Source organism: Leucobacter sp. GX0328 (assembly GCF_053567315.1).
In genome coordinates this window covers 1,269,832-1,284,825 of sequence record NZ_JBSGPC010000001.1, presented here as the reverse complement: position 1 = coordinate 1,284,825, position 14,994 = coordinate 1,269,832, and the positions used below count along the sequence as shown (strand labels likewise).

The window sequence follows — 14,994 nt, the reverse complement described above, 5'->3', positions numbered from 1 at the left end:
GAACGCAGTAAGCGGCGCATCGCTTCGGACGAACCGGAGACGATGCGCCGCCGCGCCGTCGATCACGCGGCCACTGCGCCGGCTCCGAGCAGGGCGGCGGAGGTGATCGACTCGGTGGTCAGGGAGTCCCCGCTCAGCTCCGCGACGATACGGCCGTCTCCGATGACCAGTACGCGATCGCAGAGGTGAGCAAGATCCTCGTACTCGACGCTCGCCACGACGGTCGATAACCCGGCCTCCGCCGAGTCGGCGATCAGTGTGAAGATATCCGACTTCGCGCCGACGTCGACGCCGATCGTCGGCTCGTGGATGACGAGAACCGAGGGCTCCACCGACATCCATTTCGCGAGCACGACCTTCTGCTGGTTGCCGCCGCTGAGGTTGCTCGCCGCGAGTCGCGCATCGGGCGGCCGCACTCCGAACCGGTCGAGCAATCGCTCGGAATCAACCTGCTCGGCCCGTCTGTCGAGCCCCCCGCGCTTGACGAAGTCGCGCAGCCTCGGCAGCACCATGTTCTCGCGCAGACTCAGGTCGAGAGCGAGCGCACGACGCTTCCGATCCGCAGGTACGAGGGCGAGACCGAGCCGCAAGCGCTCCGAGATGGATGCGCGCCGCGGGTCTATCTCGGTCCCATCGATGAGGATCGACCCATCTGCCCCCGCCTCGGGGTCGACGAGAGCGTAGGGCAGGTCCTCGAATCCGGAACCCACCAGACCGGTGACCCCGAGCACCTCGCCTCGGCGCACTTCGAACGACACTTCGGTCAGTCGATGGTGCGACAGACCTCGTACTCGAAGGGCGGCTCCTCCCTCTTCCAGAGCAGAGCCCTCCCGCTCGGGGTAGAAGGAGTCGATCTCGCCTCCGACGATCTGCTGCACGAGACCGTCCGGAGTCAGGTCGGCGACCGCGCTCTCGGTGACGATCCGGCCCGCTCGCAGTACGGCGACCCGGTCGGCGGTGGCGAGGATCTCGTCGATGCGGTGCCCGATGAGCAGCACGCCGACGTGCTCCCGGTTCGCGAGCTCGCGCACCCAGTGCAGGAGCTCCTGCGAGTCGGCCTTCCCGAGCGAGGCCGTCGGCTCGTCGAGCACGAGTCCGGTGATGCGCTCGCCGGGCTCGGTGCGCAGCGCGCGGATGACGGCGAGCTTCGCCACCGTCGCGATCGGCAGCTCGCTCGGGTCCCGGTCGAGGTCGATGTCGATTCCCCAGCGGTCGAGCATGGCCTGCACACTGCGGCGTTCGGATCGCCAGGCGATGCGCCCGAGCCACCCGGTGCGGTAGACACCGATGAGCATGTTCTCGAGAACGGAAATGCCGGACACGAGCATCGAGTCCTGGTGCACGAAACGCATGCCCGCGGCCCGGGCTTCGTCTGCGCGCACCTGCCCCTCGACTCGGTGGTCGCCGATCATGATCTCCGAACCGTTATCCGGGGCCTGGTACCCCGAGATGATCTTGACGAGCGTCGACTTGCCCGACCCGTTGGCGCCGACCAATGCCGTGACTCGTCCACGCGGGATGTCGAGGTTCACATCGGTGAGCACGGGAATGCCCTCGATGTACGACTTCTTCACATTGCGGAGCCGGATGGCGGGCCGGTCCTCCGCCCCGCCATCCGTGAGCAAGGCCGTGCTGGTCATTTCTGCCAGAGCTCCGTGAAGAACTTATCGACGGTACCGGCGCCGCTGTACCACGAGCTGTCGTTCGCCGACGCCTCGTCGAGCGTCAGTTCGGCGACGTTCTCCTTCGTGAAGATGCGGGCCGGCGGGTGCACGCCCGCCACTGTCGGCTCGCCGGCCATCGCTCGCAGCGCGAGGTCCGCCTCCTGCCAGCCCTGCGCGTTGAGATCGAGGCCGATCATCGCGTGGATGAGGCTGTCGGGCTGCGCCAGCTCCTGCATGAAGGGCAGATTGCCGTTCACCGTGATGACCTTCACCGATCCCGCTCGCCCGGCCTGCTGGATCGCCGGGTTCGTGAACTGGGTCATCGGGTCGAATACCGGGAAGACGTAGTCGATGTTCGGGTCGCGCGACAGCGCGCCGCTCACCGTCTGCCCGAGGTCGGTCGCCCAGTTCGCGAGCGTGACGCCCTGCACGGTCACCTTGCACTGCGGGCAGAACTCCTGCATCTCGGCTTCGAAGCCCTCCTGCTGGCTGATCGATCCGACGACGTCGGGGGTCGTGATGATGAGCACGTTCGCGCTGGCATCGGAGTCGGAGATGATCCAGTCGGCCGCGAGTTGGCCGCTCAGTGCGAACGGCTGGCTGCTGATGCCCGACACCTCGGCGGGCACCGGATCCTCGGCGGCTCCTGCGGCTCCGACGAGCACGGGGATATCGGCGGCCGCTGCCGCCTGCAGGGAGTTCAAGTACATGTCGGGTTCGGGCCCGTCCACCTGGATCGCGTTCGCCTGCTGCGCCGTGGCCTGATCCACGCAGGTGCCGATGTCCACGGGGTTCGCCTTGCCGTCGCATTCCTTGACCGCGACTTCCTGCGATTCGAGCGCCCGCTCGAAGTTTCCTCCGACGGTCACGAGGAAAGGATTCTGCGAGGTCATCGGCACCCACCATACGGTGGAGCCGACGGCCGATGAGGCATCGAATGCGGGGCCGTCGTATTCGAACGGCTGCGCCGCACTGTACTGGTCGATCCGGTCGAGCACCTCTTGCGCGACCTCGGCATTCGTGCCGTCGCCCGGGGCATCGCCTCCGGCACCGCTCGAACAGCCGACGAGTGCGAGTGCGGCCGCAGCCGAGATCGCGGTGATGAGCGTGAGGCTCCGTCGCCTCACGAGCCTGGAAGTACGCATGACTCCACGCCTTTCTGATGAATGTTGATGGGAGGGGGAAAGTTCTAGACGAGATTCTTCTTGCGGGCCCGGACGTAGACGATCCGCGAGATCGTCACGGCGAGGATGACCGCAGCGCCGTAGAAGACGTTGTTGACCCAGGACTCGGCGCCGAGCAGGATCAGGCCGTTGATCCCTGTCGCGAGGAACAGCACCGCGATGATCGTGCCGATCGGATTGTGACTGCCCGGGTCGATGATGGCCGAACCGAGGAATGCGCCGGCGAAGGCTGGCAGCAGCAGCGTTTGCAGCGAGGTGGGCTGCAGGCCTCCCGCGATGGAGACGACCATGACCCCGGAGAGGCCCGCGAGGAAGCTGGTGACGACGAATGCCCCGAGCTTCAGCTTCGCGACCGGTAGGCCGGAGAGCCGCGCGACTTCGGCATTCTGACCGATGAACACGATGTGCCGGCCGACCGCGGTGTGGCGGTAGGCGTACCAGAGCAGAATGCCGATCGCGATCGAGATCCAGAAGGCGAGGTTGATTCCGAGCACCGGTGTGTTCACGAACCGTCCCAGCTCGGGCGAGACGCCGGTGATCGTGAGCGTGTTGCTCAGCCAGACCGAGAGCCCGACGAGCAGCGTGCTCATACCGAGCGTCACGACGATGCTGGCCACACCCACCCTGATGGTGAGCAGACCGTTGACCAGCCCGACCAGCACCGAGATCGCGAGCGCCGCGACGATCGACACCGCGATGTCGATCTTCCAGACGCCGTTGAGCTGGCCGACCGTCGTCGCGGCGATCGTCATAACGCCCGCGATCGACAGGTCGATCTCCCCGGCCGCCAGCACCGGCAGCACCGAGAGGGAGAGCAGAATCAGAGACGCCTGCGAACTCAGCATCGCGGACAGGTTGTTCGTCGTGAGGAACACCCCCGGCGAAAGCACGCTGAAGAGCAGGAAGATGGCGACCCAGACCAGCACGATGCCGTAGCGATAGCCGATGCCGTTCCATCGGTTTCGCGACGGCCCTCGCTCGTGCTGCTGTGGGTTGGAATCAGCCGCGTGCGATCGCGGTTCCGATACGAGTGTCATGTCAGACTCCTTTGTCTGTCGGTGTCGGTTCGAGGAGGACGCTCAGGATCGCAGCGCAGGGAGTTGGCGCACGAGGTAGTCCCAGACCTGGTGCCGCGCGTTGCCCCCGTAGATGTGCTCCCGCTTGGCCAGGGACTCCTCGGGACCGGACCAGCTCGGCTCGCCGCCGTACCCCGCGGTCAGCAGCTGCTGCCGGCAGGCGCGGTCGAGCACGACCGCGGCGACCGTCGCGGTCTGCAGGTCGGGGCCGACGACCGCCACGCCGTGGTTCACCAGGAACAGCGCTTCCGCCTCCCCCAATGCTGCGGCGACCGAACGACCGAGTTCCGTCGTCAGGATCAGGTCGGCGGTCTTCGTGAAGCGGGGGACGCCGTGCGGCGCGAAATAGTTCGCCTCGTGGCTCACCGGATGCAGCTCGGCCCCTGCGGCGGCGAGGGCGACGGAGTATCTGCTGTGCACATGGACGACGCCGCCGACATCGGGGCGCGCCGCCATGATCTCGGTGTGGATCGGGTACTCGCTGTGCCGCTGCCCGCCGCCGGCCAGCACCTCTCCATCGGAGTTCACGAGGTGCACGCGTTCCGGAGTGATCTCCTCCAGACCCCACGATGCCTGCTTCAGCCAAACGCCCCGCCCCTCGGGGTCCCGTGCCGAGACGTGGCCCCAGATGAAGTCGCCGCTGCCCGATGCCGCCATGATGCGGCTGGAGAGAGCGACGGTCTCCCGCAGTTCCTGGTAGTCGGTCATGATTTCCACTTGCCTTTCAGTCATTTCGTCATGCGTATCGCGATGCAGCCGTGCGCCTCACACGAGATTGATCACCTTCTCCTCGGTGTAGCTCAGCAGCTCTTCGAGGCACTCCTCCTTGCCGCCGACACCGGAGCCCTTGACCCCGCCGTAGGGCACATTCGGGTAGTGCGCGCTCGACCCGTTGACCCAGACGAAGCCGGCTTCGAAGGCCCGCGCGACGCGGAGCGCCCGGTCGATGTCCTTCGTCCAGACGCTCGCCGTGAGCCCGTAGTCGACGCCGTTGGCGATGCGCACCGCTTCCGCCTCGGTCTCGAAGGGGATGACGGAGAGCACCGGCCCGAAGACCTCCTCCTGCCCGATACGCGACTCGGGGGTCACCCCGGTCAGCACGGTTGGGGCGACGAACAGTCCGTCGCCGAAGCGCTCCCCGACGGGTCGCCCGCCTCCGGTCACCACGCGCGCTCCTGCAGCCTGCGCGACGCCGATGTAGTCGAGCGACTTCTCGTACTGGCCGCGGTCGATCATCGTGCCCTGCTGCGAGGCTTCGCTCAACGGGTCGTCCTGCCGCCGGGCCTCGACCAATGCGACCACCCGTTCGACGAGCGCGTCATGGATATCGCGATGCACGAGCAATCGCGAGGTCGATCCGCAGGACTGGCCGGACCAGGTGAAGTTCATGCCGTTCACCGCGCCGGCCGCGGCCTCGTCGAGGTCGGAGTCGGGGAAGACGACCATGGCGTTCTTACCCCCGAGTTCGAGGGTCACGTGCTTGACCGCGCTCTCTGCGGCCGCCCGCTGGATCCGGCGGCCGGTCGGTTCCGAACCGATGAACCCGATGCGTCGCACCGCGGGGTGACGAACGATACGGTCGGGCACCTCGGCATCGCTGCCGACGACGACGTTGACCACCCCTGGGGGGAACACTCGGGCCACGAGCTCGGCGAGGGCGAGCGGTGACAGCGGTGCCGTCTGCGGAGGCTTCGCGACGACGGTGTTGCCCGCGACGAGCGGAGCCGCGATACGGCAGAAGAACATCAGCGGGTGGTTGTACGGCCAGATCTTGGCGACCACACCGACCGGCTCCCGCACGGTGATGTGCAAGCCGTTCGACGCAGGGATCGTCTGCCCCTTCATCTCGAGGGCGAGACCCGCGAACATGCGCATCTGCTGCAGCGCGATCTGCACATCGAAGCGGGCGTTGACGATGGGCGAGCCGGCGTCGATCGCGTCGAGCAGGGCGAGGTCGTCCGCATGCTCCTCCACGAGGTCCGCGAACTCCAGCACCAGTGCCGCCCGTTCGAGCGCCGGGGTCTCGCGCCAGCCCGTGCGGGCCGCTTCGGCGGCCGCGACGGCCGCATCCACATCTTCCGGAGTACCATCGGGCACATCCGCGATGGGCTGCAGCGAGAACGGGTCGGTCGAGGCGAAGGTGCTGCGGTCGCTCGCGGCGCGCAGCTCGCCCCCGATCAGCATGCGCCATTCGCGGTTCAGCAGACGCTCCACCTCGGCCGCGTGCTCGCGGCCTTCGAGCGCTGAGCTCAGGTCGATTCCAGTCATCATTTCCTCCTCGGTCGGCTCGGTCGTACGGGGCCTCGCGATCGCACCCGCGGCATCACGCGGCGGCTGCGCCGGCGAGCCGGAGCAGCTCGTGCAGCTCGCCATCGCTCGAATTACGGGCGTTATTGTTTCTGAACACATGTCCACGGCTGGCATCGATCATCGCCTCGGCCTGCGCCTGACCCGCATCGAAGCGGGCTTCGAAGCCGATCCGGTGATAGAGCTCGTCGATCCGGTCGACGAGCTCCTGCCCCTCGCGGGAGAGCTCGCCCCGGTTGAAGTCCGCGACGTAGGGCAGCAGGATCCCGTTCTGCAGGCCATGGGGCACCTGCACCGCGGGGGACGACGAGAGCGCGTGCACGAGCGCGAGGCCGCTGTTGCCGCACGCGATGTTCGCAAGACTCGCGGCTTCGAGCAGACGCTGCAGCGCATCGTCGTTCTCGCCGCGCGCATTGCGCCCATCGATCGCCCCCTCGACGGTCTCGGGCAGCGCATCGAGAATCTCGGAACCGGCGTGCAGTGCGCACGCATCGGTGAAGACGTTGCGCCCGCGCGACCACAGAGACTCGAGCGCATGGGTGAGCGCGTCGAGAGCGGCGAACACCAGCGGCTCCTTCGGGAGCCCGCGCAGCACGGTCGCATCGAGCACCGCAGCCACGGGTTCGTATCCAGTGCCTCTGATGACCATCTCCCGGATCTTCCCGGGCTCGTGCAGAACGAGCGCGTTCGAGACCTCGCTCCCGCTGCCGGCGGTCGTCGGCACCGCGACGGTCGGAGCGGGCGGGTGCGCGGCCCGACCATCGCCCTCGAGACTGCCGATCGCCACGGGATTGGTCATCAGCAGGGCGACGGCTTTCGCCGCGCTCAACCCGCTGCCGCCGCCGATCGCGAGGACGCCGTCGGCGCCCGCGGCGAGCGCTTCGGCCGCCGCCGCTTCGACCTCGGCCGGGGCGGGGTTCACACCGACGAGGGACGTCCCGACGATGAGATCGCGTACCCCGGCGGATTCGACCAGGCCGTCGAGGAGCCCGAGCCGGGCGAGGCCGCCGTCGACGACCACCATCACCCGGGATACGCCGATGCCGCGGAGGATTCCTGCGGTGCCGGCGAGCGTTCCGAGCCCCGAGTGGATCCGGGTGCCGACGGTGAACCCGGTACTCATCGGAGTTCCACCGGGACGAGGTCGGGCGTACCGATGCGGCTGACCGCGGTCCACAGCAGTCGACCGCTGACGGGGCACAGGTACTCGCGCAGTTCGAGCTCCTCGTGCAGCGCGATGTACGGGCCGTGCTCCGCGGCCGGCACGATCCGTCGGACCGCTCCCGTCGCCCAATCGTGCGGGCCGCCGAGCAGCGCGCCGGCGCGGGTGCGCACCTCTTCGCCGCTCTGGAACACGTCCGGGGTGATCCATACCGCATCGTCAGGGACCGGGACATCCGTCTCGGAGCTCGCGCCGGCGACGCGCGCGGCGCGGATCGCGGCCCGCCGTGCTTCGGTCGCGGCGGCATCGAAGTCGGGTCCCGCGACCTCCACCCCGTAGATCTCGCGCGCCGCCGATTCGCTCACATAGCCGTCGAGCACGTCCGCCACGACCGAGAGCGGGTCGCGATCGAGCGGGTCCCCGAAACCGCCGCCGCCCTGGAAGCTGTAGGCGATGACGTCACCGCGTTCGAAACCGAAGAAACCGGGCTTCGCCCCGAAGTTCTCTGTTTCGCCCGGCCACTTCGGCAGATCGTCGATGCCCGAGATGCGGCCCACCGGGCTGCTCCCGTCCGCATGCAGCTTGGCGTTGCGATTGCACGACCCTTCGAGCCCGCCGAAGAGACCGAGACTGTTGGGCACCTCGACACCGTGCCCGACGATCATCCCGTTCAGACTCTCCGTGTCGTGCGGGGTGATGGCCAGGCCGAGGGATGCCCCGCCGCGGTGCCGCCCGGGGCCGCCGGTGTCCGCGATGATGCCGCGGTAGAGGAAGAGGATCGGACCCGATGCCTCGTGCGATTCGACGTTCGTGATCGCCGGGCGCGGCACGCAGAAGTCGCCGGATCCGTTGAGCCCGTCGTGATCGTCGTACGCCCCGCCGCCGCCCGCGGTGGAATCGAGGAGGAAGTTGCCGTAGGGGGTGCCGTCGCGGTTCATCCCGTTGATGACGAACGCGCTCATCGACCCCTTGGTGACCGCGGTCGCATCGGCGAGGGTCTCGGGCGTGGTCGCGGCGAGCCTCGAGAGCGCCTGCACCGCGACATTGGTGACGACCCAGGTCGCCGAGATCGTCGCGGCCGAGACCGGGGAGGGGAAGCTGGCGTTGCACACGATGCCCTCGGGGGCCTCGATCTCGATGACTCGGAGCAGTCCTTCGTTCCAGCGCAGGGTCGGGGCGAGCGTCGGCAGCAGGGCCGAGAACACGCCGGCGAGCATGCCCGACCAGGTGCAGTTGATGAAGCCGGGCGCCTGCTCGCTCGTGCCGGTGAAGTCGAAGACGAGCCGGTCCCCCGTCTTGCGCACTTCGAGGCGGAACTCGTAGAGCTTGTTCGTGTGGCCGTCGTGCTCGATGTAATCCTGTCCCCGGTAGACGCCGTCCGGCAGTTCCCGCAGGCGATCCCGCAGCTGCTCTTCCGAGTGCTCGATCTCGAGCCTCATGACCTGCTGCACCTGATCGAGCCCGTAGCGATCGAACAGCTCGATCAGACGCTTGGCCGCGACGTTGTTCGCCGCGATCATCGCCTTGAGATCGAGCCCCACTGCGAGCGGCATGCGCGTCATGCCGAGCACCATGTTCCAGACGTCCTCGCGGATCTCGCCGGCCTCGACGATGCGGACCCCGCTCATCAGCACGGCCTCCTGCTGCACCATCGTCGCACCGATGCCCCAGGATCCGAAGTTCAGGCCGCCCATATCGATCTGATGCGCGCAGCATCCGACCCAGGCGACCCGCTTGCCGCCGGAGAAGACGGGGGCGACGATCGACACGTCCTGCTGATGCAACGCGCCCTTGTAGGGATTGTTCAGTATGAACATGTCGCCCTCCCGGATGCCTGGGTTCTCCGCGCAATCGGCGACGATGTTGCGCACGACGCTCGCCATCGATCCCGAGTGGAAGAGCACCTGCGGGCCCATGGTGACGATCTCGCCATCCGTGAGGTAGGTGCCGACGTTGAAGTCCGTGGCGTCGGTCACCACGGGCGACCCCGACACCGCTTTCAGCGTGATCGCCTGCTCCTCGGTGATCGCGGTCAGGCGGTTGCGGACCACCTCGAAGGTGATCGGATCGACGTCGGTCGTCGCCGTGTCGTTCTGCTGCACGGTGATATTCATGTTCGTGACCTCCTTGTCACACGGTGGGAGTGATGACGAGGTTGCCGATGGCGTCGAGGGCGACCTGCTGCCCGCTCGCCACATAGACCGTCGTCGTGGGGTGTTCGATGACCGCGGGGCCCGGGATCGGGTCGGTGCCGAGCCCGTTCCAGTCGATGACCGTCGCGTCGAACCATGCCGCCTGGTTGACGTCGTAGACCTGTCTGCTGGTGGGCGCCGCCGGCGCCGTCTCTCGCGCTGCTTCGGCGAAGCGCGGTTTCGGCGTCCGACCGATACCGGAGACCCGGAAGGTCGTGATCTCGAGCCCGGCTTCCCGGAACCCGGCGCCGTGGCCGTAGGTGTCCTCGTAGATGGTCTCGAATCGCGCGACCAGCCGCGAGACCGCATCGGCATCGCTCAGCTCTTCGCTGACGGGAACGATCAGCTCGTGGGTCTGCATCCGGTAGCGCATGTCGATCGACCGATCGATGATCACGTCCTCCGGTTTCACTCCATCGCGCTCGAGCTGCTCCCGCGCGAGCACCTCGAGCTCGGCGAACACCTCGCGCAGTGCGGTCGCGTCGAAATCGGAGGCGGGGTCATCGCTGCCCGGTGCAGAACGGAACGAGATCGACCGTTCGGCGCTGTGGTGGATGTCCGCGGCGAGCGCTCCGTACGCGGAGTGCGCCATCGAGGTCGCGGGCACCAGGATGGTGCCGACTCCGAGGTCCGCTCCGAAGCCCGCGCAGTGCATCGGTCCGGCACCGCCGTAGGCGTAGATGACGAAATCTCGGGGGTCGTGTCCGTGGCCGACCGTGAGCTCGCGCAGGGTGTCGGCCATGCGGGCGTCCACGATGCGCTTGATGCCCGCCGCGGCTTCGATCGTCGAGAGGCCCAGCGGCTCGGCGATCTGGGTGCGGATCGCCTCTTCGGCCGCCGCCTTGTCGAGGTTCATGCGCCCGCCGAGGAAGACGGCCGGGTCGATCACGCCGAGCACGACATCGGCATCCGTCACCGTGACCTGGGTTCCGCCCCGCCGGTAGCAGATGGGGCCGGGGAAGGCGCCGGCGCTCTTCGGGCCGACTCGCAGCTCGCCCGACACGACCTCGGCGATGGATCCGCCTCCGGCGCCGATGGCGGTGATGTTCACCATCGGCACGCCGACGTGGTACTGCGCGACTTCGGTCACCTGCGAGACCACGGGTCGACCTGCGACGACGAGGCCGACGTCGAAGCTCGTGCCGCCCATGTCGGTCGTGATGACGTTCCGATGTCCGAGCTCCTGGGCGAGGAAGTGCGAGCCGAGCACGCCGCCGGTGGGGCCCGAGGCGAGCAGCAGCACCGCCCGCTCGGCCGCGTCGTGGGCGCTCATCACGCCACCGATCGAGTTCAGCACGCTGAACCTGCCGACGAGGCCCGCATCCCGCAGCACTCGTTCGAGACGTTCGAGGTATCGGGCGACGGTCGGTCCGAGGTACGAATTGAGCAGAGTCGTCGCGGTGCGCTCGTACTCGCCGAGCACCGGATTGACCTCGCTCGACAGGCTCACGTACACGTCCGGGCCGGCCTCTTCGCGGATGATCTCGGCGATGCGCTGCTCGTGCGCCGGGTTGCGGAACGACCACAGCAGGCTGATCGCGTACGCCTCGGCTCCGGCGTCGCGCAGACGCCTCACCTCGGTCCGCGCCGCCTCCTCGTCCAATGGGAGCAGGATCTCGCCGGCCTGATCGACGCGTTCCGGCACTTCGGCGATCAGACGACGGGGAACGAGAGGTTCCGGGTAGGCGCGCTGGCTGAAGCGGCCGAGCAGCTCGTTCGGCATCCCCGCGGTGAAGCCCATGAGACGCTGCACGAGGATCGTGTCGCCGAAGCCGCGCGTCGTCAGCAGACCGGTCATGGTGCCTCGCCGCTCGATGAGCGCGTTCGTGGCCTGGGTCGTGCCGTGGCCGAAGCTGACGACCTGCGCGAGCATCTCGGCGAGTGTCTGCCCCCGTTCGTCCGCGATGAGGGTGAGCGCGGCGAGCACGCCTTCTTCGAGCGCGTGCGGGGTGGTGGGGGCCTTGTTCGTGATGACTCCGCCCGCTCCATCCATCACGACGACATCGGTGAACGTGCCGCCCGTATCGACTCCGACGTAGAGGTCGTCGATCACTGTCGTATCGGCCATCTGCTTCTCTCCTTCGAGTTGGCGCTGACAACGAGTTGTTGACATCGACTCTTTACTCGCAGAAGAAAATAGACAATGATCTTCTGGTGTGAAGAAGAAACTGCTCCAGCAGAAGCCCCCCTACCCGATCGAGTCCGTCGACAACGCTCTGCGCCTCCTGCAGATGCTGCGCGACGGCGGCGATATCCGCCTGACCGATGCGGCGGAGGAGCTGCAGATCGCTCAGTCGACAGCGCACCGGCTGATGGCGATGCTCATCTACCGGGGCTTCGCGATGCAGAACGACAGGCGCCGGTATGTCGCGGGCCCGGCACTGGGCGTACGGGCGGTGGGCGCCCCATGGCTGCACGAACTGCGCCGCGAGGCTCAGGAGCCCATGGAGATCCTGTCATCGCAGCTCGACGAGACCGTGAACCTCGTAGTGCGCGTCGGCGTGAGCATCAGATTCCTGCACACCGTCGAAGCGAGCCAGATGCTGCGCATCGGCGACCGGAGCGGCACGGTGATGCCGGCGATCGGCGCATCGAGCGGCAAAGCGCTTCTCGCTTACGAACCTCGAGAGAAACTGGAGAATCTCTACCGCGGTCGCGCCGCGCAGATCGCGGGTACCGCCCTCGACGAAGCGGAGTTCGAACGGTTCACGCAGGAGCTCGACCAGGCGCGCGCCTGGGGGTATGCGCTCAGCCGGGGCGAAACCGAGATGGGGGTCGGCGCAGTCGGCACGGCCGTGCTCGGCCCGCAAGGACGACCCGCAGTGGGCATCTCGATCGCGACGCCGATCGTGCGACTCGATTCGATGCTGCGGCGCGACCGGCTCGCACTGCTGTTCCAATGCCGTGATGAGATCGCCGAGATCGTTGCCTCGCTGCAGCCCGAAGCTGCTTGAATCATGCGGTCCGCTGCAGCGCGGCCTCGCGCAGGCGCACGATGTCGCAGAGCGTCGAGAGCACGGGCGTCGGCACGCCGACCTCCACCCCGATGCGGCTGATCGCGCCGCCGATCGCCTCGATCTCGGTCGCGCGACCGGCCTCGAGGTCGACGAGCATCGAGGTGCGGTGCTCGCCGTGCGACTGCTGCGCATTCCGCACCGCCGCGCGCACACGGGCCTCGTCGACCGCGACGCCGCGCGCAGCGGCCACGGCGAACGTCTCGGCGAGCACGTCGTCGACGAGGCGCAGCGCCGGCAGCTCGCGCCCCGTTGCGCCGACGGTGAGCCCGGTCGCCGCGGTCAGCGTGTTCAGTACCGCATTGAAGATCGCCTTCTCCCACACCGCCTCGTACACCCGTTCGTGGTGCAGCGCGCGCATGCCCGCCGCCGCGAAGACCTCGGCGAGCTCGGCCGCCCGGTCGGACCCTGCCGCACCGAGGCCGCCGATGACGATCTTCCCCTCGGCCGAGGTCGCGATGCCGCCCTCGGGCTGGCGGTCGGCCGGATAGTCGGTGGTGCCGATGAAGGCCCGATCCGCCCCGACCCGATCGACGATCGGCCGCTCGTTGCCGAGCCCGTTCTGCAGGCTCAGCACGAGCGTGCCGTCGTCGATGAGGTGCGCGACCGAGTCGAGGGCGGCCTCCGAGTGCATCGTCTTCGTGAAGACCATGACGAGCTCGACGGCCCCTGCGATCTCGGGGGCGAGGGCGGCCCGCACCTGAGCGCGGAATCCGCCCCCGTCGCCCGTGCGCACCGCGATACCGTGCGCGTCGATGGCGGCGACGGCCTCGGCCGACACGTCGATCAGCACGGTGTCATGGCCGGCCGCGCCCAGGTGCGCCCCGAAGAGCTGCCCCATCGCTCCGGCGCCGACGATCGCGATGCGCATGGTGCGTCCTCCGATCAGAACGGGTACGGCGCGATGTCCGACCGCACGGTCAGCCACTGCACCTCGGTGAAGGCCTCGATGTTCGCGGTGTAGCCGCCGAAGCGCGAGCCGGTGCCCGAGTCGCCGAAGCCGCCGAACGGTGCGTTCGACTCGTCGCTGACGGTCTGCTCGTTGATGTGCACCTTGCCCGAGCGCACGCGATCCGCGACCTTCATCGCCTCCCCGACGTTGCCGAGGATGCCGACCGAGAGACCGTAGGCGCTCTGGTTCACGAGCGCGACGGCCTCGTCGAGGGTCGAGAACTTGATCACCGGCGCGACGGGGCCGAAGATCTCCTCGGACCAGGCGGGGTTCTGCGTGTCGATGCCCGACACCACGGTCGGGCGGTAGAAGAGATCCTCGTAGCTGCCGCCGGCCTCGATGGTGCCGCCCGCGGCCTTCGCGGCCTGCACGATGCCGTCGATGCGGTCGCGCTGCTTCTCGTCGATGATGGGGCCGATCGGCGAGAGCGTGGTCCACGGGTCGCCGACGGGCAGATGCTCCGCCTTCTCGCGCAGCGCCGCGACGTACTCGTCGTACACCGATTCGTGCACGATGTGGCGCCCGGTCGTCATGCAGACCTGGCCCTGGTGCAGGAACGACCCGAAGGCGCCGGCCGAGGCAGCTGCGGCGATGTCGGCGCCGGGCAGCACGACGAGCGCGTTGTTGCCGCCGAGCTCGAGGTGGGCGCGCTTGAGGTTGCGGCCGCAGGCCTCGCCGACGGCGCGGCCCGCCGGGGTCGAGCCGGTGAACGAGACGACGTTCACTTCGGGCGCCTCGGTCAGTGCGGCGCCCGCGTCGGCGCCGCCGGGCAGCAGCTGCAGCACGCCCGCCGGCAGACCGGCCTCCTCGAAGGCCCGCATGATCGTGACGCCGCCCGCGACAGGGGTGCGGGGGTCCGGCTTCAGGATCACGGCGTTGCCGAGGGCGAGCGCCGGGGCGACCGAGCGGATCGACAGGATCAGCGGGAAGTTGAACGGCGAGATGACGCCGACGACGCCCGAAGGCAGGCGCCGTGCGAACGACCAGTGATCCTCATCGGAGGTGAGCACATCGCCCATGGGGTGATGCGGCAGCGCCGCGCCGTCGAAGCATTCGTTCGAGGCGACGAGGGTCTCGAGCCCGGCCTTCGGGGCGATCGCACCGGTCTCGCGCTGCACCCACTCGCCGAGCTCCTCCGCGTTGCGCACGAAGAAGTCGCCCGCGGCCCGCAGCACCGCTGCGCGCTCGGCCGGCTTCTTCGCGGCCCACTCCCGCTGCGCCTCGGCAGCACGGGTCGCCGCGGCGAACACGTCATCGGCGTTCGCGAGGCCGACCTCGGTGAGCTTCTGCAGCGTGCCGGGCTCCATCACATCGATGGTGCCGCCGGCCGCGACCGTCCACCCGTCGGTGTACACCTTTCCGCGCCACCGCTCGACGTCCATCGCGTCTCCGCGGGGCTCTGCCGATGCATTCTCTGACATGATTCCTCCTTCTTGCTGGTCT

The 14,994-nt window shown here is 68.3% G+C and carries 11 protein-coding genes; 1 reads left to right on the top strand and 10 read right to left on the bottom strand.

All coding sequences use genetic code 11. The annotated features are described in order from the left end of the window. Nucleotides 1–62: 62 nt before the first annotated feature. The 8 genes from ACUYTF_RS05900 to ACUYTF_RS05865 are packed head-to-tail and all read right to left on the bottom strand — an operon-like array spanning nt 63 to nt 11,653. Entirely contained in the window at nt 63–1,640 is a 1,578-nt protein-coding gene (locus ACUYTF_RS05900; protein WP_449279481.1) for a sugar ABC transporter ATP-binding protein, read from the bottom strand. Next, a complete protein-coding gene (locus ACUYTF_RS05895) occupies nt 1,637–2,809 on the bottom strand; it encodes a sugar ABC transporter substrate-binding protein (protein WP_449279480.1) in 1,173 nt (390 codons plus the stop codon). Before ACUYTF_RS05895 ends, ACUYTF_RS05900 begins: the two co-directional genes overlap by 4 nt. Before the next feature lie 44 nt (nt 2,810–2,853). Beyond that, a complete protein-coding gene (locus tag ACUYTF_RS05890; RefSeq protein WP_449279479.1) occupies nt 2,854–3,885 on the bottom strand; it encodes an ABC transporter permease in 1,032 nt (343 codons plus the stop codon). A 42-nt stretch (nt 3,886–3,927) separates the two neighbouring features. Further along, nucleotides 3,928–4,656, bottom strand: coding sequence for a class II aldolase/adducin family protein (locus tag ACUYTF_RS05885; protein ID WP_449279478.1), 729 nt, complete (start codon nt 4,654–4,656; stop codon nt 3,928–3,930). A gap of 33 nt (nt 4,657–4,689) precedes the next feature. Then, nucleotides 4,690–6,192, bottom strand: coding sequence for an aldehyde dehydrogenase family protein (locus tag ACUYTF_RS05880; protein ID WP_449279477.1), 1,503 nt, complete (start codon nt 6,190–6,192; stop codon nt 4,690–4,692). A gap of 55 nt (nt 6,193–6,247) precedes the next feature. Continuing rightward, nucleotides 6,248–7,354 carry an iron-containing alcohol dehydrogenase family protein gene (locus ACUYTF_RS05875; protein ID WP_449279476.1) on the bottom strand — a complete coding sequence of 369 codons (1,107 nt, stop codon included), beginning with the start codon at nt 7,352–7,354 and terminating at the stop codon, nt 6,248–6,250. After that, nucleotides 7,351–9,507, bottom strand: coding sequence for a hydantoinase B/oxoprolinase family protein (locus tag ACUYTF_RS05870; protein WP_449279475.1), 2,157 nt, complete (start codon nt 9,505–9,507; stop codon nt 7,351–7,353). The genes ACUYTF_RS05875 and ACUYTF_RS05870 overlap by 4 nt, the downstream gene beginning before the upstream one ends. A 16-nt stretch (nt 9,508–9,523) precedes the next feature. Then, nucleotides 9,524–11,653, bottom strand: a complete 2,130-nt coding sequence (locus ACUYTF_RS05865; RefSeq protein WP_449279474.1) for a hydantoinase/oxoprolinase family protein — start codon at nt 11,651–11,653, stop codon at nt 9,524–9,526. A gap of 88 nt (nt 11,654–11,741) precedes the next feature. On the opposite strand from ACUYTF_RS05865, the gene ACUYTF_RS05860 reads away from it, so the two are divergent. Continuing rightward, nucleotides 11,742–12,539 carry an IclR family transcriptional regulator domain-containing protein gene (locus tag ACUYTF_RS05860; protein ID WP_434142038.1) on the top strand — a complete coding sequence of 266 codons (798 nt, stop codon included), beginning with the start codon at nt 11,742–11,744 and terminating at the stop codon, nt 12,537–12,539. 1 nt (nt 12,540) lies between these two features. Here ACUYTF_RS05860 and ACUYTF_RS05855 read toward each other — a convergent pair whose 3' ends face one another. After that, nucleotides 12,541–13,470: a 2-dehydropantoate 2-reductase gene (locus tag ACUYTF_RS05855; protein WP_434142041.1), complete on the bottom strand. Its 930-nt coding sequence runs from the start codon at nt 13,468–13,470 to the stop codon at nt 12,541–12,543. Between the two features lie 14 nt (nt 13,471–13,484). Further along, complete coding sequence (locus ACUYTF_RS05850) at nt 13,485–14,972, bottom strand: benzaldehyde dehydrogenase (RefSeq protein WP_449279473.1); 1,488 nt, start codon at nt 14,970–14,972, stop codon at nt 13,485–13,487. Nucleotides 14,973–14,994 lie beyond the last annotated feature (22 nt).

Excerpts from the sequence above, each read along its gene's own strand:
- ACUYTF_RS05885 (WP_449279478.1), bottom strand. The coding sequence starts at position 4,656 with ATGACTGAAAGGCAAGTGGAAATCATGACCGACTACCAGGAACTGCGG.
- ACUYTF_RS05875 (WP_449279476.1), bottom strand. The coding sequence starts at position 7,354 with ATGAGTACCGGGTTCACCGTCGGCACCCGGATCCACTCGGGGCTCGGA.
- ACUYTF_RS05865 (WP_449279474.1), bottom strand. The coding sequence starts at position 11,653 with ATGGCCGATACGACAGTGATCGACGACCTCTACGTCGGAGTCGATACG.
- ACUYTF_RS05855 (WP_434142041.1), bottom strand. The coding sequence starts at position 13,470 with ATGCGCATCGCGATCGTCGGCGCCGGAGCGATGGGGCAGCTCTTCGGG.
- ACUYTF_RS05850 (WP_449279473.1), bottom strand. The coding sequence starts at position 14,972 with ATGTCAGAGAATGCATCGGCAGAGCCCCGCGGAGACGCGATGGACGTC.
- ACUYTF_RS05870 (WP_449279475.1), bottom strand. The coding sequence starts at position 9,507 with ATGAATATCACCGTGCAGCAGAACGACACGGCGACGACCGACGTCGAT.
- ACUYTF_RS05900 (WP_449279481.1), bottom strand. The coding sequence starts at position 1,640 with ATGACCAGCACGGCCTTGCTCACGGATGGCGGGGCGGAGGACCGGCCC.
- ACUYTF_RS05895 (WP_449279480.1), bottom strand. The coding sequence starts at position 2,809 with ATGCGTACTTCCAGGCTCGTGAGGCGACGGAGCCTCACGCTCATCACC.
- ACUYTF_RS05880 (WP_449279477.1), bottom strand. The coding sequence starts at position 6,192 with ATGACTGGAATCGACCTGAGCTCAGCGCTCGAAGGCCGCGAGCACGCG.
- ACUYTF_RS05890 (WP_449279479.1), bottom strand. The coding sequence starts at position 3,885 with ATGACACTCGTATCGGAACCGCGATCGCACGCGGCTGATTCCAACCCA.